This is a genomic window from Streptomyces sp. NPDC001604, from assembly GCF_042893475.1.
Classification (GTDB): Bacteria; Actinomycetota; Actinomycetes; order Streptomycetales; family Streptomycetaceae; genus Streptomyces.
The window spans coordinates 70206-95481 of the sequence record NZ_JBIAUY010000017.1 but is presented as its reverse complement, the minus strand read 5'-3'; the positions used below and the strand labels follow the sequence as shown (position 1 = coordinate 95481).

Here is a 25276-nt window from a genome sequence, read left to right as displayed (position 1 = left end):
GTGCCGTGTCGCCCAGCGCATGAGAGCGGAGGTTCACGGTCGAGGGCGGGAGTGCCCGGTCATCTCGATGCTGAGTTGTGCGCCCAGTTCTGCAAAGCCCAGTGCGGCCGCCACGCGTCGGGAGGCCGTACGCCGGGCGCGCCATTGCGGCAGCAGCCCGGCAGCGAGGGCGTGTGCGACCGTTGCGGAGCCCGCCGCCCGGGCAAGCCCGCGCCCTCGCGCCCGTGGTGCGGTCAGCACGCTGATGTGGGCGGTACCCCCCAGCCAGGTTCGGTATCCGGCGGCGGCGACCACCTGACCGCCTTCACGGACCACGAACGCGGGCGACGTGATCTCGTCCAGGCCGGCCTCACCGGCGTCCTCGGGTCCTGCCACCTCCTCCAGCAGCCTCAACTCCCGGTTGCCTGCGGGCAGTTGTTCCACTTCCGATGCCACGGGGGGCACCGGCCGGAAGCGCTCCGGGGACAGGTACGCCAACACCGCCGGACCGAGCACTCTGCTCACGGGCAGCACCGCACGCACCGAATCCGCGTCCACGACGGCCTGCACCGGAAGTTCCCGCAGCGCGTCGCGAACGATCGCAGCGGCGCTGTCGCTGGGCGCGGTCACGATCGCCGATCCGCCCAGGGCCACTACGCCGACCCAGCCCGCCGGGCACATCCCGGATTCCGGGGAGACGGCCACGTTGACACCGCCGCACGGCGGGAACGGGACCGGCACTCCGGCCAGCTCCTCCCAGGATCGGCGGGCTCCGGCCAGGAGCGGATCGATCGGCATGGCTCCGATCCTGTCAGCTGGAAGGTCACACGGGTGATGCCTTTTCTGCGGATCCGTCGTCGGTGAAGATCAGCGGATGGAGCGGCCGCCGTGGCGGTCCTCTCCGATCAGAGCACCGATCCCCCAGCCGCCGCGATCCAGATGCCCGCCTCGGCTGTCGCAGCAGGGTCAGGACCGACGGTACGTCTTCCGCCCTCCGCCCTCCCGGCGGCGCGGTCGGCGTCGCACCATGATTGGCTGACCCTGGGCAGTGCGACAACACACCGGAGGGTACGCATCATGAGCAGTGGCTACAGCTACGAGTACAAGGTCGTCAGTTTCCGGGAGTCGCTGATCGGTGACGCGCTGGACAGCGACAAGCTGGAGAAGGTTCTCAACAAGCATGCCGAGGACGGCTGGGGCCTGAAGGCGATCACCGCCGCCGACGTCAAGGGGCGTATCGGCCCCGGCGCGGTCGAGGGCCTGCTCCTCACCTTCGAGCGGCCCCGCGCATAGCGCCGCTGCATCACGGTTTCCCGCGTCGGGTCCGCGCACTGCGCGGGCCCGCTGTTGTGTCAGCTGTTCGCGCCGGGGGCGTCGAGGGCTGCGGCGCGGAGGGCGGCCGCCACGCGTGCGACCGGTTCGGTGGGTGGGTGCGGGAGGCGGGCGAGGAGCAGGCGCCGTTGTTCTTGGGGGCCGCCGCGGACCGGGAGGATACGTACGCCTGGCGGCGCGGCGGGGGCGAGTGACGCGGGCACTGTGGTGAGGCCGCAGCCGGCCGCGACGAGGTGGAGTTTGGCCAGCCAGTCGCGGGCGGTGTGGGCGATCTCGGGCCGCTCGTCGAGGCCGGGCCACACCCCCATCAGCCGGTCCTCACCCGAGCCGGTGCTCCCGATCCAGCGCTGGCCGCGCAGGTCGGCGACGTCGACGAAGTCGCCGCGGGCCAGGGGGTGGCCGGCGGGCACGGCGAGATGGAGGGCACGTTCGCTGAGCGTCTGCAGGGCGAGCGGGGGCGACTCGGTGTCCGGCGGCCGGAACGGTGGCACCGAGGCCAGGAGGGCGAGGTCCAGGGTGCCGGCTCGCAGGGCGCGCACCAGCGCCGGAGTGGTGCCTTCCCGGCTGACTACGTCGAGCCCCGGATCCGTGCGCCGCAGCGTGGCGAGTGCCGTGGGGAGCAGGACGGCTCCCGCGCTGGGGAACCAGCCCAGGCGGACCGTGCCGGACTGCTCGGGCAGGCCGGACAGTTCGCGCGCGGTCGCATCGATCTCGTCGAGCACGGTCGTGGCGCGGCGCATCACGATGCGCCCGGCGGCGGTCAGGCGTACTCCGTCGCGCCGCCGTTCCAGCAGCTCCGCACCTGCCGCCCGTTCGATCGCGGCGATCTGCCGGGACACCGCCGACTGGGTGTAGCCCAGCGAGGCAGCGGCCGCGGTGAAGGTTCCCTGTTCGGCCACCGCACGCAAGACGCGCAGCGCGGTCAGCGACACATCCGTGAAGTCCATGACGATTGCGCATACTAGCTGTGCCCAACTTTCGTTGGACTCATGGAACCTCGCGTTTTTAGCGTGGGGGCATGAATGCTTCGCGAATCGCTCTCGTCACCGGCGCCAACCAAGGCCTGGGCCGCGCACTGACCGAAGGGCTGGCGGCCCGGATGAGCCCGGACGACCTGGTGCTGCTCACCGGCCGCGACCAGCGGCGCGTGGCGGACGCCGCCGACGCGGTGGCGCAGCTGCCCGGCACCCGCAGCCGGGTTCAGGGCCGGGTTCTGGACGTCAGCGACACCGGCGCCGTCACCACACTCGCCGAGGAGCTGCGCGCCCGGTACGGCGGTGTCGACGTCGTGATCTCCAATGCGGTCGCGCGGGTGCTGCCGGAGGAGTCGCAGGCCGCGCGGGCCGACGAGTTCATCGACGTCTCCAACACCGCCACCCATGCGATCCTGCGCTCCTTCGGACCGATTTTGCGGCCGGGCGGCCGCCTGCTGGTGGTGGCCAGCAGCCTGGGCACTCTCGGCCACCTCGACCCGCGGCTGCACCCTCTGTTCGACGGCGCGAGCCTCGATCAGGTCGAGTCCGCCGTCGAGTCCTGGCGCAGCCGGATCCACGACAAGACCGCCGAGGAGGCGGGCTGGCCCCGCTGGCTGAACGTGCCCTCGAAGGTCGCCCAGGTCGCCGCCGTCCGCGCGGTGGCCGCCGAGCGGCGCGAGCGCGACCTCGCCACCGGCACCCTGATCGCCTCTGTGTGCCCCGGCATGGTCGACACCGCCACCTCCCGCCCCTGGTTCAGCGACTACAGCCACGCCCAGTCGCCCGCCCAGGCCGCCCGCGCCGTGCTCGACCTGGTCTTCGCCGAGCACGTCGATCCGGCGCTCTACGGAGAGTTGGTGCGCTTCGGCAAGGCCCTGCCCTGGCACGACGGCACGCCCCTGGTGGAACAGGACCGGCTGCTCACACCCTGAGCGCGTGGGGTGCGCCGCCGTACGGGGAAGGTGTGCGAACCGCTGGACCGTTCTCCCCGGGCTCAGGAAGCGCCGCACGCTCCAGACATCGCCCACGCCGCATCCGGTCCGGCCCCGGAGGTCGGGCAGCACATGGCCGACGGCCCGGCACGGGAAGACCTCCTCAAGAACCTCGCGGGATGACTGGCGGCGCCCAGCACGTGGCGACAACGGGGCGCGCGCGGGCGCGTCAGTGTCGGGCCACGGCTGCGACACTGCCCCCGTGCTCGCGCCAGGCCTGCTCGCGTAGGTCGGCCGACAGCAGCAGTTCCACAGCTGTGCAGGCCAGGGCCTCCGTCGCGGCGAGCAGCACGCGGCGGGCGCGGTCGGAGGCTGCCGCGGTGGCGAACTCCGGGGTGTGGTCGGAGCCGTCCGGGTCCATGATCGCGACGAAGGGGTGGATCGCGGGGACGCGTCCGCTGACGTTGCCGATGTCCGAGGAGCCCAGGAAGACGCCGGGTGCCGGCGGTGTGAGGTCGATGCCTGCGCGGGCCAGGTGGTGGGCGAACCGTTGAGACAGGGGCGCGCTGTCGCGGAAGTGCTCGTAACGCGGTGTGGCCCGTCCGAAGGTGACTGTCGTGCCCATGGCGCGGGCCACGCCCTGGGCGCAGGTCAGCACCTCGCCCGCGAGGTCCTCCAGGGCGGCGGTCGTCGCGGCGCGCAGCCCGAACAGGCCTTCCGCGTACTCGGGCACGATGTTCGTCGCCAGGCCGCCGTCGGTGATGATGCCCTGGACGTGCGACCCCTGCGGCAGGCGCGGGCCGATGGCGGCGAGGGCGTTGAACAGCTGGATGAGGGCCGCGAGGGCGTCGATGCCCTCGGTGGGGTTCCCGGTGGGGTGGGCGGCGCGGCCGTGGAAGCCGATGCGGTACTGCGTCTGTGCGGTCAGGGGCGCCCACTGCCAGTTGTGGACGCCGGGATGGAACATCAGGGCGGCGTCGACGTCGTCGAAGACGCCCGCCTCGGTCTCGGTGACCTTGCCGCCGCCGCCCTCTTCCGCGGGCGTACCCACGGCCCATACGGCTCCCGCGCTGTCCCCCAGCACGGCCCGTGCCGCGAGTGCGGCGCCGAGGCCGGCCGCGGCGATCAGGTTGTGGCCGCAGGCGTGTCCCAGGCCGGGCAGGGCGTCGTACTCCAGGAGGAGGGCCACCGCCGGCCGGCGCACGGTGCCGGCCCGCGCGGCGAAGGCGGTGGGCAGTCCGGCGAGCTCCCGCTGCACGGTGAACCCCTCACGTTCGAGCTCGCCGCTCAACAGCCGCACCGCCCGGTGTTCCTCGAATCCGTACTCGGGGTCGCGGTGCAGGGCCAAGGCGACCTCCCACAGCCGTTCCGCGCGGGCGTCCACCTCCCTGATCACCCTTCCGAGCGCCTCGTCCACCGCGTCCGCCACACCGGCCTCCCGAGGTTTCCAGGTACGTGTGTGTCTCTGTGCGGGTTCCAACAAGTCGGCCTCCCACACCGTTAACCCGCTGCGGCACGGGGCACTCGGGGCTGCGGCGGATCCGGACGGGGAGCCGCCGCTTCTTGGCTGGAGGTGGACAGGATGGGACACGGAGGAAACGTCATCGACGAACTGATGACCGATCACCGGGAGGTCGAGGAGCTCTTCGGCCGGATCGAGGCACTGCCGTCCGGTGACAAGACTCGCAAGGTGTACGCCGACCAGGCCACGATGGAACTGGTACGGCACTCGGTGGCCGAGGAGGAGTACCTCTACCCGGCGGTGCGGGAACACCTCGTCAACGGCAACACCATGGCGGACCGGGAGATCGAGGACCACGCCGGCGCCGAGCAGATCATGAAGGATCTGGAGAGCTGCGCCGCGGACGACCCCGAGTTCGACCGTCTCATCGGGAGGCTGATGAGCGAGGTACGCGCGCACATCGCCGACGAGGAGGAGAACCTCTTCCCCCAGCTGCGCACGGCATGCTCGGCGGAGGCCCTCGACGAGCTGGGAGACAAGATCCGCCAGGCCAAGAAGCTGGCACCGACCCGGCCGCACCCCTCCGCACCCGACAAGCCTCCGGCCAACAAGCTGCTGGCGCCGGGGGCCGGGCTGGTAGACCGGATGCGTGACGCGCTGAGCGGGCGCGGCAAGCACGAGTGACGGGACGGACCGCCGACCGGACGGCCTGCTCTCAGGCGGGCTGTTCGGCCTTGAGCAGGGCCATCAGCTGCTCCTGATGGAGGGCGGTCACCGGGGCGAGCAGGTCGGGGTGGCGCAGCAGGGCCGCTGCCCTACGGTCGCTCTCGTCGGGGGCGACCAGGCGCCGGAACGCGACGGGCGCCTTCGCCGTGTGGCTGCCCTCGGCGAGAGCGGCCACGGCGCGGCCGGCCAGTTCCGGGTCGCTCAGCAGACAGGCCGCCCAGCTGGCCACGACCTCGTCGACCCAGGTGCGCCAGGCGTGGGCGTCCGTGTCGTGGTCGCCCTGGTCGTCCGCGCCGGCGATCCAGTCGAGCCGGGCGGATCCGCCAGGGCCTGCCATGCCGACCAGGGCCGCGTCCACCGGGGTGGGGTAGCGCAGCCAGGCCGCGACCGTCACGGCCTGGCGGGCCTGCACCTCGCACAGGGCCGAGGCCAGTGCGCCGCCACCCGAGGGGTAGGCGCAGGTCAGCCACTGGGCGGTCGCCGCGATGAGCGGTGAGAGGTCTGCGAGCACTGCGGGGCCGTCCGTACTGCGTGGGGAGAGAGCAAGGGGCTGGGAAAAACGGTAGCTCGCCGGCTCGGGCAGCGACATGCCCGCATCCGGTCCGGTGACGTGGCATCGACCACAGCGGGGCGGGAACTCGGTGGGTCTCTGCACGCGCCCATCCTTTGGAGAGGGTCATGAGTCTTCTGCGTCTGGTCGGCCGCCCCATGCTCGCCTCCATGTTCGTCTCCGGCGGTCTGAACACGCTGCGCGCTCCCGAGGAGGTCGCGCCGGTGGCGGAGCCCGTCGTCCAGCCGGTCACCGAGCGGGTCGACGCCCTGCCGGACCGCACCGAGCAGGTCGTACGGCTCAACGGGGCCGTACAGGTGGTGGCGGGTCTGCTGCTGGCGAGTGGCCGACTGCCACGGCCGGCCGCGCTCGCCATTGCGGCCACGCTGGTGCCGACGACACTTGCGGGTCACCGCTTCTGGGAGGCGGACGACCCCGAGGAGCGCACCCAGCAGCGCATCCACTTCTTCAAGAACCTGTCGATGCTCGGCGGTCTGCTGATCGCGGCCGACGACACGGCAGGTGCCCCCTCGCTGGCGTGGCGTGGCCGGCACGCCGCCCACGATCTGCGGCGCGACGCCCATCTGGTACGCCGGTCCGTGCGGGCCACGGCCCGGCCCGCCGCCGCCGTCGGCGGTGTCCGGGCCCGGCTGGCCCGCTGATCACCTCACCCGCGGGCGAGGAACCGCTCAAGGGCGGCGGTGAGTTCCGCCGGCTTCTCCAGCGGCAGTTCGTGGCCGGCGTCGATGATGCGGACCTCGGCGTCCGGGTAGGCCTTGGCCATGCGCAGCATCTGCCGCACCGGCAGCTGGATGTCGTGGTAGCCGTGGATCAGCAGGGTGGGTACGCGGATCTCCCCGACCCGGTCCAGGACGTCGAAGGCGCGCATGGCGCCGTAGAGCGTCATGACGACCTCGCGCGGGGTGGCCGCGGACGCCTTGATGTGGGCGCGGACCTCCTCCCGGGGATAGCCCGGAGCGAAGGCGCGCTGGATGTTGGTGGCGACGAACAGCTTGTAGGGGACGAGCGTCGAGGCCGCCATCAGCAGGCCCCGGCCACGGCTGTAGGTCATGCGGGCGATGGAGCCGACCAGTACGAGGCGCTCGACGCGCTCGGGGTGGTCGAGGGCGATGGTCTGCGCGATCATGCCGCCCATCGAGTGGCCCACCAGGACCGCCCGTTCCACCCCGAGATGGTCGAGCAGGGCGAGGACGTCGGTGGCCAGTTCCGCGACGGTGGGCACCCCCGCGCCGCTGCTGTCGCCGTGGCCGCGCAGATCGAGCCGGACCACCCGGCGCTTCTCGGCGAAGTGCGCCATCTGGTGGTCCCAGCGGTGGCGGTCGGCTGTCCAGCCGTGGATGAACACCAGGGGCACGCCGTCACCGTCGCGGGGGCCCTCGTCGTCGTACGTCAGCGCTGCGCCGTCGACTTCGAGCTGCGGCATCGTGCCTCCAGGAGAACAGTGCGGTTACTGGCGAGTACGTTAGCGGTCGGCGGGGCCCTCGTCACCGGCGTTCGCCGAGGAAGTCGAGGATGTGCCCGAAGACGTCGAGTGCGGCGCCCCGGCCGAGGAAGGTGTCCAGGTGGCCGTAGCCGGGGATCTCGGTGTAGGTCACGTCCAGGTGCGGGTGGCGGCGGGCGAGGACGTCACGGCACAGCTGCTGGGAGTCCAGCCAGAGGCCGTTGTCGCTGCCCGCGAGGAGCAGCAGCGGGGTGTCGATGCGGCCGGCCGCGTCCAGCGCGTTGGGGGGCAGGGCCGCATAGCGGTGGTCGGTGTCGTGCCAGCGGACCACGGTGCGGGCCAGTTCGATGCGGCGCAGATGCGGCAGGATCCACAGGGGTGCGGGGCCGAGGAGTTCGGCGAGCCGGTTGTGGGTGGTCTCGGTCAGGTGCTCGTGGACGAAGAGCGAGGCGCCGGTGCCCCATGCCGAGTGGTGCAGGATCTGGCAGGTGGGGTCGGGGCAGTCGGCCTTGCGGGAGGCCAGTGCGAACAGAGGCGTGTACTTGGACCGCAGTCCCACGGTGCGGAAGTCGACGGGGATGTGGTCGAGGCGGGACTTGAGGAGCTCTGCGGCCAGGGACATGCGCAGCGAGGTGCGGCCGGCGAGTTTCGGGGTGAGGAACACGCCCTGCGCGACCACGCCCGCCAGGCCCGGTATCAGGCCAGCCGTCATGCTCAGGGACAGGGTGAGCGCGCCGATGCAGTGGGCCACGGCGAACAGCGGGCGGTCCTCGCCGATGCGGGCGCGGATGTGGGAGACGGCGGCGGGGATGTCGTACAGGGCGACGTCGTCGTAGGTGTATTTGCGGCCGGTGGCGTTGTAGGGCAGGCGGCAGCTGCCGCGCCAGTCCAGCAGCCAGGGCTCGTAGCCGTCGTCGATCAGGACGTCGACGAGGTTGCGGATCTCGGGCAGCAGGAACATGTCCGCGGAGGCCGTGTGTCCGTGCAGCAGGAGCACCGCGGGCCGGTCCGGCTCGCCGGTGTCGATGCGGGTCAGGCCGAGGCGTACGCCGTCCCCGGCGTGGAAGGGGATCTCCTCGACGCTCTGCGGGTCGAGACGGTGCTGCAGGCGGCGCAGGGCGGGGGTGGTTCTGACCTTGCGGAGGGCCGGCCTGGTGGTGGGTTTGGTCGCCTTGAAGATCATCGGTTGTGCTCCGTGGGGTGCGGGGTGCGGCGCAGGTCGAGGAGGTCGGCGGCGGCCCGAGTGAAGGGGCCGAGCAGGCCGCGGCCCATCTGGAGGCCGAACCAGGCGAGCCAGGTCAGCTTGGCGGCGCGCTGCTCCCGGCCGGTGAGACGGGGGTCGACCTGGATGCCGTCGATCTGGTCGCGTACGTAGCTGTCCGCGGGCACGACCAACTCGCCCGCCAGGAGGGCGGATTCGCCCTCGCGTCCGATCTCGACGGTCAGCGCACGGGTCTGGCGCCAGAGGTCGCGGCGGGCGCGGGCGTGCTTGCGGCCCTCCAGCCACCAGCTGCCGCCATCCGTGTCGCGCAGCAGCAGCCGATAGCGCAGGAGTTGGTGGGTCAGGCCGTGGTGTTCGGGGATGCCCTCCTCGGGGCGGATCCACACGTCGCCGCGCTCCACGGTGAGCGGGCCGGGGTGGACGGCCGGGCAGGTGAGGTCTCCGCGTACGTCGATACGGCGCTCGGTGACCAGCTGGTGCATGCTCGCGATGGAGAGGGTGAGGGCCATCGAGCAGGGCGTGTCGGCGGCGGCCGCGACCGGGCCCACCTGGCCCTCCGTGGTCTCGGTGAACCAGAGGTGGGGCTGGTCGTCCTTGTGCGGCAGCCGGGCCAGACCGTCGCCCGCCAGCCGCTCGAAGGTCTTGAGCTGTGCGCGGGCGCCGTAGCGGGTGGCCGGGGGCAGGCCGAGAGCCTCGACGAGGTGGGCGGTGCGTTCTCCGGTGGCCGCCGGCCCCTTGAGGGTCGCCTCGCACAGCTTGAGTGCGGTGGGACTCTGCAACACCCGGGTCAGGAAGGTCAGTTCGGGTATCGGTTCGGCCTGCAGGCGGGCCAGGGCGTCGGTGCGCCAGTCGTCCCAGTCCTTGACGCGCACGTGCATGCCGCCCAGCGCCATGTCCTGTACCACGTCGTCGAGGGTGTTGGGCACGCCGGTCAGGTTGTAGTCGAAGCCCCAGGCGTCGGGTTCGCAGATGACACCGACGGCGACCCGGCTGACCCAGTCCACCGGGGCGACGTTGAGGTATCGGAAGGCGGGCACGGTGCGGAAGCGGCCGAAAGCCGAGACGAGGCCGCTGGAGAGGTCCTGGGGGTTGTAGGCGCCGGTTCTGGTGTGGCCTCCGATGCCGCCCGGGCGCAGCGCGGTGACGATCAGGCCGTGGTCGCGGGCGCGGCGCAGGGCGACCTCAGCGGCCCACTTGGTCTGGTCGTAGCCCGCGATGAGGCGGTCGGCGTGGGCCAGCGGGTCGTCCTCGCCCATGGAGGTGATGCCGACCTCGTTGAAGACCGCGATGGAGGAGATGTGGTGCAGGGGCTTGGGGCGGCCTGCGGCCGCCAGTTCGGCCAGGGCGAGGGTACCGAGGACGTTGCTCGCACGCAGTGACTGGTAGCCGCGCAGGAAGTCCACGGCCGCGGCGACGCCCACGATGCCGTCCAGTTCGTGCGCGAGCTCGTTCCACCGTTCCTCGCTCAGGCCCAGCTGCGGGCGGCGGATGTCGCCTGGCAGCACCGTGATGCGGCGGCGGACCTCCGTCGACCAGGGCAGCCGGTAGCTGCGCAGGGCCTCGCCGAGCCGGGTCCGGGCGGCTGCCTCGTCGGCGGCGCGGACCAGGCAGTACACATGGGCGTCGCTGTGGCGCAGCAGGTCCAGGAGCATATGGCTGCCGAGGAAGCCGGTCGCGCCGGTGAGCAGGAGCCGGCGGGGCGGCAGCGGCTCGGGCGCGGAGACGAACGGGAGGCGGTCGGCCAGGGCGAGGTCGGCCAGGATCTGGTCGAGGTCTTCGCGGCGGGCGGTGCTGTGCGGCGCATGGGCGGGCTCGGCCGACCGTGCGGCCGGGGGCGATGGTGTGCGCGGAGAGGGCACGGGCGGCGCAGTCGTCGACCCGGCGGTCGAGTGTCCCGCGGTGGTGACAGTGGGGGCGACGGCCCTGATGCCGGGGATCCGTGCCCAGCGGCGGGCGAGGCTGCTGGGGCGGGCGTCGGCGAACACCTCGTCGAGATCGACCTCGATGCCCAGTTCCTCCTCCAGCTCCGCCACGAGTTCCACCGCATTCACGGAACTGCCCCCGGCGTCGAAGAAGTCGGCGTCGGGCGCGAGATGCCCCTCGGGCAGATGGCGGCCGGCCGCCGCGGCGATGACGGCGGCCAGCACGTCGACATCCGGGGGCGGGTCCGTGTCGGGTGAGGCGCCCGCGGCGGTGGCGGAGTGCGCGGGCACGGCAGCCGGCACGACCCTCGCCAGCAGGTCGCTGACGCTGAGTCCGCCTCCGCCGCGTTCGATCGACTCGGCCGTCGCCCGCTGACCTGCGTACGCCGACGTGTCCTCGTTCGTCTCACGCATGAGTGCCCTTCACCATGTCAGCAACCATTTCCGCGGTTCCTTTCTTCTTGCTGTGCCTGATCACCGGTCACTGCTGCCAGGAGCGGAACGCCCGCAGATGTTCGGGCGTGACCACGCACTCCAGGCGCTCGTCGTCCTGCGCTCCCCCGCCCAGGGCGGCCAGCAGCCGACGGGCCGGTGCGTTGCGTCCGGTGCGCTGCGCGGTCAGCCGGACCTTGGTGCAGCCGAGCTCCTCGGCGCGGTCGGCGAGCCACTGCAGCAGGCGTTCCTCGACGCCCCGGCCGAGGGCGCGGCAGCTCATCAGCCAGGCCGGCACGTCGAGCAGGTCGCCGTCCGCACGCAGGGCGAGCAGGGCGATCTGGCCGTAGTCGCCGAAGCGGTCCCGGGCTGCTGCCGTCCACACCTCGCCGTGCTCGCGCCAGCGGGCGACGTCGAGGCCGTCGTCGGAGCGCGGGTGGAGGGTGAACTGGTTGGTGCGGCGCACCAGTTGCTCGGCCCGCGGCACGTCGGCGGCGGTCAGGGGCCGGATGGCGACCTCCAGTTGCAGCCCGGCCAGGAACTCCTCGAAGCCTGCCTGCTCGCGGGCGGTGTCCCGCTCCCGTTCCTGTTCGTAGAAGCGGGCGCGCAGCGCGTCCTCGGACGTCGCCGCGGAAGGCACCAGCGGCCACAGACGGCCGAGGAACGCTCCGAGTTCGGGGGCCGGTGGGCAGGTGACCGAGAGCACCTGCGGCAGCGCCGAGCGCACCTTGGCGATCTCGGCGGGGTTGTCGTCGAGGAACAGGAAGCTGTCCAGGCCGAGGCCGAGCGTGTGCGCCGCCTCGGCGAGGCGGTCCGGCTTGGGGCCCCAGGCTGCGGAGAGCACGCTGAAGTGTTCCGGCTTCAGCAGGCTGTCCGGGCGGTCCAGGACGGCTCGCACCGTGTCCTCGTCGTTGTTGCTCATCAGCACCAGCAGCGCGCCGGCCGCACGCCATTCGAGCAGCCTGCGTGCCAGCCGGGCCCGGGCACCGGTCAGGTTCACCGCCGCCGGGCCGATCTCTCCGGCCACCCCGCCCCACAGGGTCTCGTCGCCGTCCACCGCGATGACCTTCGGCGCGGGACGGCGCACGGCCCGCACGACCTCGGCGAGACGCAGGGCGACGGCCGCCTGGAAGTGGGGGGTGAAGGGGAGGTGGGCCAGGCGCTCGGTGCGTTCGTCGAAGCGTTCCTCGACGGAGTGCAGGCCGGTCCACTCGTCGGGGCCGAGTACGGCTGTTGTGGGCAACTCGCCGAGCTTGGCTGCGAGTTCACGCTCCCAGCGCTGCAGGCGCTCCGGGGTGTGTGCGGCGGGCAGGAAGCCGACGATGATCGGCTTACGGGTGCGCTCGGCCAGGGCGCGCAGGGCGGCCGGGTAGGCGGTGCGCAGCTCGGCGAGCAGCGCGTCGTCCACCGGCCCGAACCGCTCCAGGTCCGCCGCCCGCAGCAGCACCACGCCCACTGCCGTCGCCGGGTCGGCGAAGACACCGGAAGGATCCCTCAGACCGGCCAGCACGTGGTGGTACGGGGCTTCCGCGACGCGCGTCGCCGCGCCCTCCGGCGCCCCGTCGTTGAGGGCCGCCTCGCACATCAGGGGCAGGTGGCCGAGGGCGAAGGTGGCGGCGAGGGCGAGTGCGGGGCGCGGAGCGGATGCCGCGGGAGCCTCGTCGCCGACGGCAGGAGACGTGCCCACCGAGCGCGAGGCGTCCTCGGCCGTCTGCGCGAGCAGCCGCACCAGTTCCTCCCCCAGCCCGGCGACCGTGGCCGTGTCGAGGATGTCGAGGTTGTGGTCGAGCCGGATGCGGCCGGCCTCCGGGGTCACGGTGATCATGAGGTCGAGGTCGGAGTAGCCGGTTCCCACCGGCAGCACGTCCAGGCCGGTGAGCCTGCCCGCGGCACGGACGTAGTTGAAGTACACCTCCACCAGCGGCGCGTCGGGCCGGTACAGGCCCTGCTTGGCCAGCACCGGCAGGACGTCCGAGAACATCGCGCCCTTCGTGAGGATCTTCTCCAGGCGGCTGTCGGTGCGGCGCAGCACGTCCTCGATCCGCTCCTGCGCCCTCGCCTCGGCGGGGAAGGGCACCGGTACCCCGAAGAAGCCCACCGCGTCGAACGCATCGGCATGGATACGGGTGTCGACCGGCACGGCGAGGACGAAGCGTTCCCGTTCCCGCAGCCTGGCCAGCAGCACGGTCAGGGTGCCCAGGCAGAAGGCGGCGGGTGTGACGGCGAGGCTGCTCGCGGCCCCCGTCACGCGTTGCATGAGGCCGTCGGGGATCGTCACGCTCACGCTGCCGGCCCGGTAGGAGCGTGCGGCGGGGCGCGGATGAGTGAGCGTCAGGTCGAGGCGCTCACTGCCGTGGAAGGCCTCGCGCCACTCGGCCGCACCGGTTCCCGGACCCTCCGCCGGCTGCTGCGCCTCGATCAGCAGGTCCAGGTCACGGTTGCTGACCGTGCCCGGGAGGGTGGTGCCGGACAGTTCGGCGTCGATCTCGGCGGCCACCAGCAGCAGGGACTGCAGGTCGCTGACCGCGTGATGGGCGCCGTACAGCAGGATCTGGCCGCGCTCACCGCCGTCGAGGAGTTCGAACCGCCACAGCGGGGGCTGTGTGAGGTCGAACGGCGGCTCGAGCAGCCCGCGCAGCCGGGCGGCGGCGTCGAGTTCGTCGGCTGCGGGTACGGCCGTCCAACGCAGCAGCGGCTGCGCGGGCTCCCGCTCCACCCGCAGTTGCCTGCCTCCCTCGCTGCCGGTGACGATCGCGGTGCGCAGGGCCGCGTGCCGGGCGGCCAGGCGGGCGAGGATGCCGGTCAGCGTGGCACGGGTGGTCGCGTCGGTGAGCCGTACGGCGAGGCCGACGGCATGGGCCGCGGCCGGCATGTCCGGGCGGGCGCTGCGCAGCAGACGCACGACGTCACGGGTGGCCGGGCGTAGTTCGCTGTCCGGCACTTCGGTGGCCGCTTCGGTCCGGGGCGCCACCGTGCTGCGTTCGGGCAGGGCTGTGGCCAGGGCCTGGGCGAGGCCTCGGATGTCGGTCGCCGAGAAGACCGCGGTGGACGGGAGTTCGGCGCCCAGCTCGCGGGCGAAGGAGTTGCGCAGTCGCACCAGCATGAGGGAGTCCAGGCCCAGTTCCTTCAGGGCCGTGGTGGCCAAGGCGTCCACGGCGCCGCCGGAGACCTGGCCGACCCTGGCGCGCACATATGCCTCGAGCCGTTCCGTGCGCTGCTCGTACGTGGTCGCCGCGAACACCTGCTGGACCAGGTCGTCGGAGCCTTGCGGGCCCGTGGGGACGGTGGCCAGGTCGGCGAGGAGGGGACGGGTGCGTGCGGCGTCGGCGTCCAGGGCGAGCAGTTCCCAGTCCAGGGCCATCGGGGCGAGTTGGCGGCGTTCGGTGGCCAGGATGCGGTCGAACATTTCGCCGCCCTCTGCGGGGGTGAAGGCGACGAGGCCCGAGCGGCTGGTTTCGGCGGCCCGGGTGGCGTCGGCGGCGACCATGCCGACGCCGGTCCACGCACCCCAGTCCAGGCTGAGCGCACGCCTCCCGGCGAGGCAGAGGTGGTGGGCCCAGGCGTCGAGGAAGGCGTTGGCCGCCGAGTAGGGGCTCTGGCCGGCCGAGCCGAGCAGTCCTGCCGCCGAGGCGAACAGAACGAGGTTCTCGGCCTCGGGGACCAGTTCGGTGAGCAGGGTGGTGCCCAGTACCTTCGGGGCCAGGACGTTCAGGACGCGCTCGTCGCTCAGGTTCGCGACCGTGGCGTCGTCCAGGACGCCCGCGGTGTGGACGACCGTGGTGATCGGTCCGGCTTCCCGTCGTACGGCGTCCAGGGCGGCCGTCAGGCCGGCGCGGTCGGCCACGTCGGCATGGACGACGTGCACGGTGACGCCGCGCTCTTCCAGGTCTTGGACCCACACGGATGCCTGCGGGGTCGGCGCGCTGCGGCCCAGCAGGGCCAACTGCCGCGCGCCGCGCCGTACCAGTCGCTCGGCGGCGACGCGGCCGAGGCCGCCCAGACCGCCGGTGATCAGGTGCACGCCGTCCGAGGTGGCATTGTCGCGGGCGCCGTCGTCGGGACGGGTGCGGGCCAGGCGCGGCACCAGGCGGTCCGCGCGGCGCAGCGCGACGAGGCGTTCGTCGTCGGCGTGCCGCAGTTGTGTCCACAGGGCGTCCAGGCCGTCCGTGGGCGGCAGGTCGATCAGGGTGGTCCTCAGCTCCGGGTGCTCCTGGGCGAGGGCGAGGCCGAAGCCCCAGGCCAGGGCCTGTTCGGGGCGGGTCACCTGGGTGCTGTCACCCGCGGCCTGGCTGCCGCGGACGACCGTGAACAGGCGGGGCGCCGCGCCCTGTCCCCGGTCGGTGAGCGTCCGCACCAGGTGCAGGGTGCTCAGGCAGCACAGCCGCGCCGCATCCTGCGCGGTGCGCGCATCGTCGATCGCCGGGGCGTCGAGCGCGGACAGCTGCACGATGCGCTCGGGTGCCGTGTGCGCAAATGCGTCGTCGAACAGACGGGTCAGGTGCTGCGGGTCGGCCGGGTCGAGCACGTACCGGCCGGGGCCCTGGACGTCGTATGCCCCGCCCCTGTGGGCGATCACATGGGGCACCGAAGCAGCGTCGAGCCGGTCGGCGAGTTCGGCGGCGACGCCCGTCTCGTCGGCCAGGATCAGCCAACTGCCCTGGGTGGGCGCCTGTTTGGCGGGCGGGCGCGGCTGCCAGCAGGTCTCGAACAGTGCGCCGTCCAGTGGGGAGAGCGCGGCGAGTTCGAACTCCTCGACGGCGAGGAGGAGTTGCTCGTCCCCGTCGTACAGTCGCAGGTCGAGGGTTGCTCTGTCGCCGTCCATGGAGCGCAGTCGGCACGTCGTCGACACGGGAGTCGTCCTGCGTCCGGTGAAGTGCAGCCGTCCGGCTCCGGCGGGGACGAAGGCGCGGCCTGCGGGTGTGTCGTGCGGCAGGGCCGCCGTGTGGAAGGCGGCGTCGAGGACGGCCGGGTGCAGCAGATGACCGGCGGCCGGCCGCGGGGCAAGCCTTCCCCACGCGGCCGAGTCCCCGGAACGGCCCTGCTCCAGGCCTCGGAAGGCCGGGCCGTAGTCGATGCCGAGGGCGGCGAGTTGGGCGTAGACGGCGGACAGGTCGGCCTCCTGGCCGCACTGGTCGCGCAGGGCAGCCGGTGCTTCGCGCTCGTCCGGGGCTCGTTCGCCGCTCACCGCGATGACGCGTCCGCTGACATGCCGCTCCCAGCGCGCGGAGGCCGCGGCCGAGGCGATGGTGAAGTGACGCGCGCCGTCCTCGGTGGGCCGCAGGACCAGTTGCAGCCGCACCGGTCGCTGTGCGTCCAGACGCAGCGGCTGGTCGAACCGGACATCGGCCAGCGCCACTTCGCCGCCGTTCTGCACGGCCGATGCGGCCTCGAGCGCCATGTCCAGGAAGGCCGCGGCGGGCAGCCAGATCTCGCCGGTGACGCGGTGGTCGCTGAGATAGGCGAAACGGCCGTCACGCAGGTCGATCTCGGTCTGGAAGAGGTGGCGGTCCGCCTCGTCACTGGCCTCGATGTGCGTGCCCAGCAAGGGTGAGAGGCCGCCCGCCGCGAAAGCCGGCGTGCGCCAGTGGCGTTCGCGGGCGAAGGCGTAGGTGGGCAGGTCGACGCGGCGCCCGGCCGGGAAGAGAGCCTGCCAGTCGGGGATGTGCCCGGCCGTGTACAACTCCCCCAGCCTGCGCAGCAGGTCATCGAGACCACCCTCCTCCCGGTGGAGGGAGGCGATGCTCACGGCGTCGATTCCGGCTTCGGCGGCGACCGCTTCGATGGCGGAGCCGAGCGAGGGGTGCGGGCTGAGCTCCACGAAGTACCGGTATCCGTCGTCCAGCATCCGCCGGATCGTGTCCCCGAAGCGGACCGGCTCGCTGAGGTTGCGATACCAGTACCCGGCGTCCAGCCGGTCCCCCGGCACGGGCTGTGCCGTCACCGTCGAGTACAGCGGCGTCGTGGTCGGCGTGCCCCGGACGGTGCCGATGCGGTCGAGCAGTTCGTCGTGGAGCGCTGCCATCAGGGGGGTGTGCGACGCGAAGGGGGTGGACAGCCGCCGCGCCGGGATCTGCAGCTCCTGACACTGGCCGAGCAGGTCGCTCAGCGCGTCCGCGTCGCCGGACACGGCCGTGGACTGCCCGCTGTTGACCGCGGCGACGAACAGCCGCCCCGCATACGGCTCCAGCAGCTCCTCCGCCCGGGTGCGCGGGAGCTCCAGGGCGAGCATGCCGCCCTTGCCGACGAGCGGTACGGCCGCCCGCGCGCGCCCGCACACCACCGCCACGGCATCTTCGAGCGTGAGGGCGCCGGCGCTGTATGCGGCGGCGATCTCGCCCAGGCTGTGTCCGACCACGGCGTCCGGGGCGACACCGAGTGCGCGCCAGGCGGCGGCCAGCGCCGCGTTCACCGCGAACAGGGTCGGCTGCAGGTACTCGGTGCGGCCCAGCGGGGCCAGCGCTTCCGGCGCGCGCAGGACGTCCAGGACCGACCAGCCCGCCTCCCGACGGACCGCCTCGTCCACACGGGCCAGCTCCTCACGGAAGGCATCCGAGTCCGCCGTCAACTGCACGCCCATACCGGGCCATTGGCCCCCGTGCCCGGCGAAGACGAAGGCCACCTTCCCGGACGGCTCCTCACGACGCGCCCCCACGGGCCGCCGTCCACCGGCCAACTCCTCCAGCTCTGCCAGCAGTTCGTCCCGGTCACCTGCCACCAGCGCGGCGCGCCGCTCGAAGTGGCTGCGGTGCCTGGCCAGGGCGTGGGCCACGTCCGGCAGTGCCACGTCGCCGGTCAGGTGCCCGGCGAGCCGTGCGGCCTGGCCGCGCACCGCGTCCTCGGTGCGCGCCGACAGCACGAACAGGCGCCTGGACGGCACGGGCCGCCCCTCGGTGGCGGGCGGTTCGACCGGCGGCGCCTCCTCCACGATCACGTGTGCATTGGTGCCGCTGATGCCGAAGGCGCTCACTCCGGCACGTCGCAGCCGCTCGCCGGCCGGCCAGGCCACCGCCTCCCGCAGCACGTGCAGCCCGCTGTCGGCCCAGTCCACATGGCGGCTGGGGGTCTCCGCATGCAGGGTGCGGGGCAGCAGGCCGTGCCGCAGCGACTCGACCACCTTGATCAGCCCGGCCACGCCCGAAGCCGCCTGGGAATGGCCGATGTTGGACTTGAGCGAGCCCAGGTACAGCGGCCGGCCGGCGGGGCGCGAGGCGCGGAAGACCTCCGCGAGGGCGTTCGCCTCGATCGGGTCGCCGAGTGTGGTGCCGGTCCCGTGGGCCTCCACGTAGTCGATGTCGGCCGGGGCGAGTCCGGACAGCTCCAGGGCCCGCCGGATCACCTGTTCCTGCGCCGGACCGTTCGGTGCGGACAGCCCCTGGCTGCGGCCGTCCTGGTTCACCGCGGTGCCGCGCAGCACGGCCAGTACCTCGTCCCCGTCGCGGCGGGCGTCGCTCAGCCGCTTCAGTACGACCATGCCGGCGCCCTCGGCCCAGACCGCGCCGTCGGCGGCGTCCGAGAAGGACCGGCAGCGGCCGGTCGGGGACAGACCGCGCAGGCGGCTGAACTCCACGAAGGTCTGCGGGGTGACCATGAGCGTCACCCCGCCCGCCAGGGCCAGGTCGCACTCGCCGGAACGCAGTGCCTGCGCCGCCAGGTGCACCGCCACCAGCGAGGACGAGCAGGCCGTGTCCACGGTCAGGGCCGGGCCGTTCAGCCCGAGCGTGTAGGCGAGCCGGCCGGAGGCCACGCTCAGGGCCGAGCCGGTGCCGACGTAGCCGTCCAGCTGGTCGAGCCGCGCCCCGGCCAGATAGTCGCCGGCGAACATGCCGACGTAGACGCCGGTGGTGCTGCCCGCCAGTTCGGCGGGCACGATCCCGGCGCGTTCCACGGACTCCCAGGCCGTCTCCAGCAGCAGCCGCTGCTGCGGGTCCATGGCCTCGGCCTCCTTCGGTGTGATGCCGAAGAACGCCGCGTCGAAGGAGTCGATGTCGTCGAGGAATCCGCCTTCGCGGGCGTACGACTTGCCCGGCGCCTCCGGGTCGGGGTCGTAGAGGGACTCCACGTCCCAGCGCCCGGCCGGGAACGGGCCCACCGCGTCGCGGCCCTCCGCGACCAGCCGCCACAGTTCCTGCGGGGATCCGACCCCGCCCGGCAGGCGGCAGGCCGTCGCGATGACGGCCACGGGCTCGTCGGACGCAGGCGGCGTCGCCCGGGCCTGCTGCCCGTCCGGCGCGGTGGGGCGGAGCCTGCCGCCGTCCGGTGCGAGCGCGGTGGCGAGCAGGTGATCGGCGAGGCGGGCGGGAGTGGGGTGGTCGAAGAGCAGGGTGGCGGGCAGCCGCACGCCCAAGCGGGTGCCGAGGCGGTTGCGCAGGTCGACGGCCGTCACGGAGTCCATGCCCAGGTCCCGCAGCGGCTGGTCGGGGCGGACGGACCGGGGCGAGGGCAGGCCCAGGGCGTGGGCGGCCTCCTCGCACACCAGCTCCAGGACCCGGGCGGCGCGCTCGGTGTCCGTCAGCCGGGCCAGACGGTCGGCCAACCCGCGGCCCGTCTGCCGGTCGGGGCGCGGCGAGGCCAGCAGGGAGGTCCACAGAGCGCCGGTGGCCGCCGCGTTGTCGCGCAGGCGGGGCAGGTCCAGGTGCCAGGCGAGCAGGTGCGGTGTGCCGCGGCGCAGCGAGAGCTCCACGAGAGCGCGGCCCTGCTCGGCGGTGAGGGCGCGGTGGCCCAGGCGGGCCATCCGCTCCAGGTCGGCGTGTACGGCGGCAAGGCCCTCGCCGGCCCACGCGCCGAAGGAGATCGAGGCGGCGGGCAGGCCGAGCGCCCTGCGGTGGTGGGCCAGTTGGTCGAGGAAGACGTTGGCGGCCGCGTAGTTGGCCTGCCCGGCGTTGCCGACGACGCCTGCGGCCGACGAGATCAGCAGGAACAGCTCCAGCGGCAGGTCGGCGGTCAGCCGGTGCAGATGGGCTGCGCCATCGGCCTTGGGGCGCAGCACCTGCGCGAGTCGATCGGGAGTCAGCTCGGCGATCACGCCGTCGGCGAGGACTCCGGCGCAGTGCACCACACCCCGCAACGGCAACGTGTCGCCGACATCGGCGAGCACACCGGCCAGGGCGGTGGCGTCCGCGACGTCGCAGGCGGCCACCTCGACTTCGGCGCCGAGTGCGGTCAGGTCCGCGACGACCTCGGCGGCCCGAGGGTCGGCGCCGCCCTGACGAGAGGTCAGCAGAAGCCGGGGAACGCCCCGTTCGGCCAACAGGCGGGCGATCTGCCGGCCGACCGCGCCCAGGCCGCCGGTGATGAGGACCGTGCCGTCGGTGGGCACGAGAGAGGGACGGCCGACGAGGTCGAGGACGACGGGGCGGCCGGACGCCTCCCGGCGGCGTAGCGCCTCCCGCGCGGCGGTGACCGGGAAGACCTGCGGACGTACGGGGGCGTGGACGGCCGCGCGCAGGGCCTCGGCCCACCGCTCGCCCTCGGCTGCGAGGGACACGGCGGCCGCGGCCGTGAACGGCACATCGTCCGGGACCACGGCGACCAGCCGCGCGTCCGCGACCAGCTCGGACCCGGGCGTGGCCTCGGTGAGGACGACGACCCGCGTACCGCAGGCCAGGCCCTCGACCTCGGGACCGACCTCGACGAGCAGACCGGCGCAGGAGATGTGCGTGGGATGCAGGCCGACGGCGTGCACCTCGATCCGCACCTGGGCGGGCCCGAGCATCTGACGTGCGGCCGGGCGCAGGGCGACCTCGGCCGGAATGCCGGTCAGCCGGTAGCAGTCCCCGGCCGGGATCCGCAGCGCGTCGGCCGGGCGGGCGCGCACCAGACGCGGCGCCAGCAACTCACCGTTCCGCAGGGCGAGTTCGGGTTCATCGGCATACGTGACGGCAGCAAGCATCGCGGTCGCGGCATGAGCGCTGTCGATGTCGCCGTCGACGTCGAGCAGGGCCAGTCCGAGGTCGGGGTGCTCGCTGCGGATGCTGCGGGCCAGGCCCCACAGCACCGACTGCGCCAGGCCCGGCACGGTGTCGCAGTCGCCGGTCGCGACCGCACCGCGGGTCACCCAGAGGGTCCGCGCGGGCGCCCCGCCGGGCGGGAGGGCGATGAGTTCCTGCACCTCTGTGAGGGCTTGGGCCGCCAACTCGCCTGCCGCAGCTGCCTGTTCGGCCTCGGCCGCCGGGCGCGGCCACAGCCGTACGACGGTGTCGCCACCTGACTCGCGCAGCTCGGCTCCCGCCGACGTGAGGCCCCGTACGATCGCCGCGACGTCCGGGTCCGAGCGGTCACCGATCACCGTCCAGGTCGCATGCTCGCCCGTCACCGCCGCTTCGGGCAGTGCCGTCCACGCCACTTCGTACAGGTGCCGGGCGTGTTCCGAGCCCGCACGCAGGTCCGAGGGGTCGGCGGCCCGTAGCCGTACGCCTTCCAGGCGGCCTGCCGGGATGCCGTCCGCGTCCCACAGCGTCACGTCCAGGACGAGGTCCGTCCCGGTGCCACCTTTGCGCCGCACCATCGCGGTCAGTTCGCCGGCCCCGCCCGGCGGGAGGACGCAGCGGCCCACCGCCACGGGCAGCAGCGCCCGGCCGGCAGACGTGTCGAAGGCGGCGGCCGCCTGCAACGCGGCATCCAGCAGTGCCGGATGGACCGGGTACGCCTCGGCCGCGTCCCCGGTCACGGGTGGCAGCGCGAGCCGCGCCAGCAGTTCGTCCTCGCCGGTCGCGACCACCGACCGGACGCCCCGGAAGGCGGGGCCGTAGTCGAGCCCGAGGGCGGCGAGCCGCTGATAGGTGTCCTCCCGCCAGACCTCCTCGGCCGTCTGCGGCCATACGGGCGGCGACGCGACGGCGTCAGGGCCGGGGCCGGCCGCCGACGCGGTGGCGTGCAGGGTCCAGCCCGTCGTCTCCTGGCCGCGCGGGCGGCTGTGCACGGTGATCTCCGGCACGGGGGCGGAGGTGTCCACCTCGACCGACACCTCGACCGTGCCGGCATCGGGCAGGGTCAGGGGCGCGAGCAGCAGCAGGTCGGCCAGGTCGTCGCGGGACTCGGGGCGGGCTACGGCGAGCGCTGCGCGGCACAGCTCCATCAGGGTGGTGCCCGACACCACCGTCTGTCCGAACACGGTGTGGTCCGGCAGCCAGGCGGCGGTGGCCGGGGACCACTCGTTGCGGAAGGTCCAGCGGGTTGCGTCGGCCGACTGCAGCTGGATGCCGAGGACCGGGTGGGCGGCGCGGTCGAAGAGGGCGGGCCCGTTCGCGGTGGTGTCGGGTTCGGTCCAGTGGCGCTGTGTGTCCCAGGCGTACGTCGGCAGGTCGGCGGCGGCGGTGTCGGGAACGAGGCGCCGCCAGTCGACGGGGCGGCCCTGGACGTGGAGTTCGGCGGTCGCGCGGTCCAGGCAGGCGGGTCCGGGTTCGTCGCGGCGCAGCGATCCTACGGCGACCAGGTCGTGGCCGCGTTCCTCGCCGACGGTGGTGATGGCGGTGAGCAGCGAGGGGTGGGGACTCAGTTCGACGAAGCAGCGGTAGCCGTCGTCCGCCATCCGCTGCACGGTCGGCCCGAAGCGGACCGGCTCGCGCAGATTGGTGTACCAGTAGCCGGCCTCCAGCTCTTCGGTGACCGGTTCGCCGGTGACCGTCGAGTACCAGGCGACGGACGTCGGACACGTGGTGACGCCGTCGAGCTCGTCGACGACCGACGCGCGGACCGGGTCCACGTGGGCCGTGTGGGAGGCGTAGTCGACGTCGAGACGGCGGGCGAACACCTGCCGCCGGTCGAGGTCGGCGAGGAAGGCTTCGAGTGGTTCGACGTCGCCGGCGATCACCGTGGAGCGGCCGCTGTTCACGGCGGCGACCGACACCCGCCCGTCCAGTGCGGCAAGGAGGGGCTCGACCTCGGTGTGCGGGAGGGCGACGACCGCCATCGTTCCGGTGCCGGACAGCTCGGTCAGGGCCTGGCTGCGCAGCGCGACCACGGCGGCGGCGTCATTGAGGCTGAGCGCCCCGGCGACGCAGGCCGCGGCGACCTCTCCCTGGCTGTGCCCGATCACCGCGTCCGGCCGTATGCCGCGCGCCCGCCACACGGCGGCCAGGGAGACCATCACGGCGAACAGGACCGGCTGGACGACATCCACGCGCGCCGGCGAGGGGGCGGCGGCATCGCCCCGCAGGACCGCCGTGACCGACCACGTGGTGAACGGGCGCAGGGCCGCGTCGCAGCGGTCGAGCTCGTCGGTGAACACCGGGTCGCTGTCGAGCAGATCGCGGGCCATGCCCGCCCACTGGGCGCCCTGGCCGGGGAAGACGAAGGCCAACTTCCCTTCCGGGAGGGCTTCTTGGGGGCCCACGGTCAGCCCGGGGTCCGGTTCTGCTGCCGCAAGTCCGCGCAGGGCGTCGAGCAGTTCGTCGCGGCCGGCGGCCTGGAGGACCGCCCGGTGCTCGAAGTGGGTGCGGTGGTGGGTGAGTGTCGACGCGACGGCGGACAGCGGCAGCTGCGGTTGCCGGGCGAGCGCCTGCCGAAGGCGTTCCGCCTGTCCGCGAAGGGCCTCGGGGCTGCGGGCGGAGAGCGGGAAGAGGGTCTGCCCAGTCGGCTCGTCGGCGCCGGGCCGGGCCGAGTCCTGCGGCGCCTCCTCCAGGACCACATGTGCGTTCGTCCCGCTGATCCCGAACGCGCTCACGCCGGCCCGCCGCACCCGCTCCTCGTCGCGGGGCCACGGCCGGGGGCTGGTGACGAGGCTCAGGCCGCTGTCCGGCCAGTCGACGTGCCCGGTCGGAGTGGCGGCGTGCAGTGTCGCGGGCAGCACGCCGTGCTGGAGCGCCAGCACGGTCTTGATGACACCGCCGATGCCCGCCGCGGCCTGCGCGTGACCGATGTGGGACTTGAGCGAGCCGATACCGAGGGGCCGGTCCGCGGGGCGGTCGGGCCCGAAGACGGCGGCCAGCGCCCGGACTTCGATGGGGTCACCCAGGGGTGTGCCGGTGCCGTGGGTCTCGACGTGGTCCAGATCGCCGGGGTGCAGTCCGGCCGCGTCCAGGGCCGCGCGCAGCACGCGCTCCTGCGCCGGACCGTTCGGGGCGCTCAGGCCCTGGCTGCGCCCGTCCTGGTTGATCGCGGAACCCTTGACCACGGCGAGGATGCGGTCGCCGTCCCGGCGTGCGTCCGTAAGCCGCTTGAGCAGCACCAGACCGCAGCCCTCGGCCCACACCACCCCGTCCGCATCCGCGGAGAACGCACTGCACCGCCCGGACGGCGACAGCCCGCGCAGCCTGCTGAACTCGACATGCGCGCGGGGCGTCACCAGCAGCGAGGCACCACCCGCCAGCGCCAGGTCGCACTCGCCTCCCGCCAGCGCCCGCGCCGCCAGATGCAGGGCGACGAGCGAGGACGAGCAGGCGGTGTCGACTGTGACCGCCGGTCCCTGCAGGCCGAGGGAGTAGGCGATACGTCCGGAGGCCACACTGGACGCCGAGCCCGTGCCGACATGGCCGTCGAGCTGCCCCAGCGAGGCGGAGGCGAGGTAGCCGCTGTCGTACAGGCCGACGTAGACCCCGGTCGAGGTGCCGTTCAGCGTGCCCGGCACGATCCCGGCGCGCTCGATGGTCTCCCAGGCGGTCTGCAGCAGCAGCCGCTGCTGCGGGTCCATGGCCGCGGCCTCGCGCGGGGAGATGCCGAAGAACGCCGCGTCGAAACAGTCGATGCCGGCCAGATAGCCGCCGCGCAGCGAATACGCCGTGCCGGTGGACTCCGGGTCCGGGTCGTACAGCCCCTGCGTGTTCCAACGGCCGGGCGGTACTTCGGTGATGACGTCCTCACCCGAGGCCAGCAGCCGCCACAGCGCCTCCGGGTCGTCCGCGCCGCCCGGGAAGCGACACGCCATGGAGATGATCGCGATGTCGTCGTCCGTCCGCCCGGCCGGGCCGGATCGCACAGGGCGGGCCGTCCCCGTCGCGTCGGGCGGGTCACCGAGCACCGCCTCGGCCAGCGCTGCGACGGTGGGATGGTCGAAGATCAGCGACGGACTCAGGGGTTGGCCGATCCGTTCGGACAGCTGTCCCGCCAGTGTCACCAACTGGCGTGATCCCAGGCCGAATTCCGCGATCGGCCGGTGCGGGTCGACGGTCTGCGGGTCGAGCCCGGCCGCCTCGGCGACCGAGGAGATCAGCCAGGCCCGCACGCTGCGCGGTGTGGTGAGGGACGGCTCGGCGGTCTGCTTCGCGGACTCGTTCGCAGGCATCGGGGCAGGTGTCCTCGTGAACTCGGGCTCGGTGTGTTTTTCCGTACGAGCGATACGGCCGTCGG

Annotated in this window: 12 protein-coding genes; 4 read left to right on the top strand and 8 right to left on the bottom strand. The window is 73.3% G+C overall.

The features are described 5' to 3' along the window. Positions 1 to 33: 33 nt before the first annotated feature. Positions 34 to 777, bottom strand: coding sequence for a GNAT family N-acetyltransferase (locus ACFY1E_RS35565; RefSeq protein ID WP_389083545.1), 744 nt, complete (start codon positions 775 to 777; stop codon positions 34 to 36). 279 nt (positions 778 to 1056) lie between these two features. On the opposite strand from ACFY1E_RS35565, the gene ACFY1E_RS35560 reads away from it, so the two are divergent. Next, the gene (locus ACFY1E_RS35560) at positions 1057 to 1272 is read left to right on the top strand and encodes a DUF4177 domain-containing protein (RefSeq protein ID WP_389083542.1); all 216 of its coding nucleotides are present in this window, start codon (positions 1057 to 1059) and stop codon (positions 1270 to 1272) included. 59 nt (positions 1273 to 1331) lie between these two features. Here the strand turns inward: ACFY1E_RS35560 and ACFY1E_RS35555 are convergent, their stop codons facing one another. Beyond that, positions 1332 to 2258 carry a LysR family transcriptional regulator gene (locus ACFY1E_RS35555; protein WP_389083540.1) on the bottom strand — a complete coding sequence of 309 codons (927 nt, stop codon included), beginning with the start codon at positions 2256 to 2258 and terminating at the stop codon, positions 1332 to 1334. Between the two features lie 71 nt (positions 2259 to 2329). Here ACFY1E_RS35555 and ACFY1E_RS35550 point away from each other — a divergent pair, with 71 nt between their 5' ends. Then, complete coding sequence (locus tag ACFY1E_RS35550; RefSeq protein ID WP_389083537.1) at positions 2330 to 3217, top strand: SDR family NAD(P)-dependent oxidoreductase; 888 nt, start codon at positions 2330 to 2332, stop codon at positions 3215 to 3217. Positions 3218 to 3446: 229 nt separating this feature from the next. Here ACFY1E_RS35550 and ACFY1E_RS35545 read toward each other — a convergent pair whose 3' ends face one another. After that, complete coding sequence (locus tag ACFY1E_RS35545) at positions 3447 to 4646, bottom strand: amidohydrolase (RefSeq protein ID WP_389083535.1); 1200 nt, start codon at positions 4644 to 4646, stop codon at positions 3447 to 3449. Between the two features lie 153 nt (positions 4647 to 4799). Here ACFY1E_RS35545 and ACFY1E_RS35540 point away from each other — a divergent pair, with 153 nt between their 5' ends. Beyond that, the gene (locus ACFY1E_RS35540) at positions 4800 to 5363 is read left to right on the top strand and encodes a hemerythrin domain-containing protein (RefSeq protein ID WP_389083532.1); all 564 of its coding nucleotides are present in this window, start codon (positions 4800 to 4802) and stop codon (positions 5361 to 5363) included. 31 nt (positions 5364 to 5394) lie between these two features. Here the strand turns inward: ACFY1E_RS35540 and ACFY1E_RS35535 are convergent, their stop codons facing one another. Further along, positions 5395 to 5916, bottom strand: a complete 522-nt coding sequence (locus tag ACFY1E_RS35535) for a hypothetical protein (protein ID WP_389083530.1) — start codon at positions 5914 to 5916, stop codon at positions 5395 to 5397. A 167-nt stretch (positions 5917 to 6083) separates the two neighbouring features. On the opposite strand from ACFY1E_RS35535, the gene ACFY1E_RS35530 reads away from it, so the two are divergent. Continuing rightward, the gene (locus tag ACFY1E_RS35530) at positions 6084 to 6617 is read left to right on the top strand and encodes a DoxX family protein (protein WP_389083527.1); all 534 of its coding nucleotides are present in this window, start codon (positions 6084 to 6086) and stop codon (positions 6615 to 6617) included. Between the two features lie 5 nt (positions 6618 to 6622). Here ACFY1E_RS35530 and ACFY1E_RS35525 read toward each other — a convergent pair whose 3' ends face one another. The 4 genes from ACFY1E_RS35525 to ACFY1E_RS35510 form a co-directional block, all read right to left on the bottom strand. Beyond that, on the bottom strand, positions 6623 to 7399 hold the full coding sequence (locus tag ACFY1E_RS35525) for an alpha/beta fold hydrolase (RefSeq protein WP_389083525.1): 777 nt from the start codon (positions 7397 to 7399) through the stop codon (positions 6623 to 6625). Positions 7400 to 7460: 61 nt separating this feature from the next. Next, the gene (locus tag ACFY1E_RS35520; protein ID WP_389083523.1) at positions 7461 to 8600 is read right to left on the bottom strand and encodes an alpha/beta hydrolase; all 1140 of its coding nucleotides are present in this window, start codon (positions 8598 to 8600) and stop codon (positions 7461 to 7463) included. Further along, positions 8597 to 10975 carry a thioester reductase domain-containing protein gene (locus tag ACFY1E_RS35515; RefSeq protein WP_389083520.1) on the bottom strand — a complete coding sequence of 793 codons (2379 nt, stop codon included), beginning with the start codon at positions 10973 to 10975 and terminating at the stop codon, positions 8597 to 8599. Before ACFY1E_RS35515 ends, ACFY1E_RS35520 begins: the two co-directional genes overlap by 4 nt. Before the next feature lie 67 nt (positions 10976 to 11042). Then, complete coding sequence (locus ACFY1E_RS35510; protein ID WP_389083518.1) at positions 11043 to 25211, bottom strand: SDR family NAD(P)-dependent oxidoreductase; 14169 nt, start codon at positions 25209 to 25211, stop codon at positions 11043 to 11045. Between the last annotated feature and the right edge of the window lie 65 nt (positions 25212 to 25276).

Coding starts and splice junctions, on each gene's coding strand:
- ACFY1E_RS35565 (WP_389083545.1), bottom strand. CDS start 777: ATGCCGATCGATCCGCTCCTGGCCGGAGCCCGCCGATCCTGGGAGGAG.
- ACFY1E_RS35560 (WP_389083542.1), top strand. CDS start 1,057: ATGAGCAGTGGCTACAGCTACGAGTACAAGGTCGTCAGTTTCCGGGAG.
- ACFY1E_RS35555 (WP_389083540.1), bottom strand. CDS start 2,258: ATGGACTTCACGGATGTGTCGCTGACCGCGCTGCGCGTCTTGCGTGCG.
- ACFY1E_RS35550 (WP_389083537.1), top strand. CDS start 2,330: ATGAATGCTTCGCGAATCGCTCTCGTCACCGGCGCCAACCAAGGCCTG.
- ACFY1E_RS35540 (WP_389083532.1), top strand. CDS start 4,800: ATGGGACACGGAGGAAACGTCATCGACGAACTGATGACCGATCACCGG.
- ACFY1E_RS35530 (WP_389083527.1), top strand. CDS start 6,084: ATGAGTCTTCTGCGTCTGGTCGGCCGCCCCATGCTCGCCTCCATGTTC.
- ACFY1E_RS35525 (WP_389083525.1), bottom strand. CDS start 7,399: ATGCCGCAGCTCGAAGTCGACGGCGCAGCGCTGACGTACGACGACGAG.
- ACFY1E_RS35520 (WP_389083523.1), bottom strand. CDS start 8,600: ATGATCTTCAAGGCGACCAAACCCACCACCAGGCCGGCCCTCCGCAAG.
- ACFY1E_RS35515 (WP_389083520.1), bottom strand. CDS start 10,975: ATGCGTGAGACGAACGAGGACACGTCGGCGTACGCAGGTCAGCGGGCG.
- ACFY1E_RS35510 (WP_389083518.1), bottom strand. CDS start 25,211: ATGCCTGCGAACGAGTCCGCGAAGCAGACCGCCGAGCCGTCCCTCACC.